The sequence below is a fragment of the Oleiphilus sp. HI0086 genome (assembly GCF_001635225.1).
In genome coordinates this window covers 1-1,550 of record NZ_LWFZ01000952.1, presented here as the reverse complement: position 1 = coordinate 1,550, position 1,550 = coordinate 1, and the positions used below count along the sequence as shown (strand labels likewise).

The 1,550-nt window shown below is 45.2% G+C and carries 2 protein-coding genes; both read right to left on the bottom strand.

Features of this window, described 5'->3' with window-relative positions:
* Positions 1-18 precede the first annotated feature (18 nt).
* The gene (locus A3756_RS17070; RefSeq protein ID WP_068510498.1) at positions 19-738 is read right to left on the bottom strand and encodes a 16S rRNA (uracil(1498)-N(3))-methyltransferase; all 720 of its coding nucleotides are present in this window, start codon (positions 736-738) and stop codon (positions 19-21) included.
* Between the two features lie 7 nt (positions 739-745).
* Complete coding sequence (gene tatC / locus A3756_RS17065; protein ID WP_068510193.1) at positions 746-1,525, bottom strand: twin-arginine translocase subunit TatC; 780 nt, start codon at positions 1,523-1,525, stop codon at positions 746-748.
* Between the last annotated feature and the right edge of the window lie 25 nt (positions 1,526-1,550).

Here is a 1,550-nt window from a genome sequence, read left to right as displayed (position 1 = left end):
TTTGCGGACAAAATTACCCTAGAATGTTGACCCAAATAGACGCGAGATCAATACGGGTACGGCAGTCTCTACGCGTAGAATTCTTTCGCCTAAATGAACTCCTTCAAAACCGGCTTCTTTGAGCTTGTTTACTTCATACTCAGTAAAGCCACCTTCGGGGCCGATGATTAAGGTGCAGGCTTCTTCGAGATGATGTGGGCAGACCTGTTCTTCTCTAGGGTGGGCGACTAGTTGGCGTGTACCTTTGGAAAGTGCAGGTAATTCATCTTCAACAAAGGGCTTGAAGCGCTTTTTGATATGAATTTCGGGCATCACGGTATCCTGAGCTTGTTCTAAGCCAAGGATGCAATTCTCTAGAATTTTTTCTTCACTTAGCCAGGGGCTTTGCCAAAAGCTCTTTTCTACCTTCCAGGCATTGAGGAAATAGATTTTCTTCACGCCCATTGTTGTGGCGGTTTGAATGATTCGCTTTAACATTTTTGGTCGGGGTAGACCAATAATGAGTGTTAAGGGGAGTGGTGCGGGCGCTTCTTTTTGCCACTCGATATCGAGTTTGGCAGACTCCGTAGTGAGAGCTGTAATAGTGGCTAGGCCAATTTGCTGATTGAGCAGGCCAACGCGTATGTTATCTCCAACTTTTGACTTTAGAGTCTCATGCATATGTTCGAGTTGACGACCGGAAATCTCAGCCAGTGTTTCGCTGTGCATATTTTCGGGGAATAACAGTAGCAGGTTCATCTAATTGTTATTCGCTTACAGGTTCTTCGTTGCGCTTCTTTTCGACGAGTTTTGAAAACAGCACTCCGACTTCAAAGAGAGCCCACATTGGAACTGCTAAAAGAGTTTGCGAAATAACATCTGGAGGCGTCAATAACATACCGATAACGAAGCAGCCAACCACGATGTAAGGGCGTTTTTCACTTAGGCTAGCTGAGCTGGTAATACCTGCCGCAACCAAAATAATGGTTGCGATTGGGATTTCGAAGGCTAAACCAAATGCGAAGAATAGCTTTAGAATGAAGTCAAGATAGCGACTGATATCGGTCATTACAGTGACGCCTTCAGGTGCGGCACTGGTGAAAAAGCCAAACACCAAAGGAAAGACGACAAAGTAAGCGAATGCCATGCCGAGATAGAACAATATTATGCTCGATAGCAGTAAAGGATAGGCGAGCCGTTTTTCATTCTCATAGAGTGCAGGTGCGATAAAACCCCATATTTGAAAGAGCACATAAGGCATTGATATAAACAGTGCCGTCATTAGTGCCAGTTTGAAGGGGGTAAAGAAGGGTGATGCGACATCGGTCGCGATCATGGTGCTACCTTCGGGTAAAAAGACCCTAAGTGGCTCTGAGACAATCAGGTAGATATCGTTGGCAAAATAGTAAAGGCCTGCGAAGATCAATATAACGCAAAGCACAGAACGCAGGAGGCGTGTGCGCAATTCTATCAGATGGCTGATTAGAGGCTGGCCTTGGTCGACTACAGTGTCGTTTTCAGTTGCGTTGTCAGAAGTCTTACTCATGTCTTTACTATGCTTAGCTTATTAC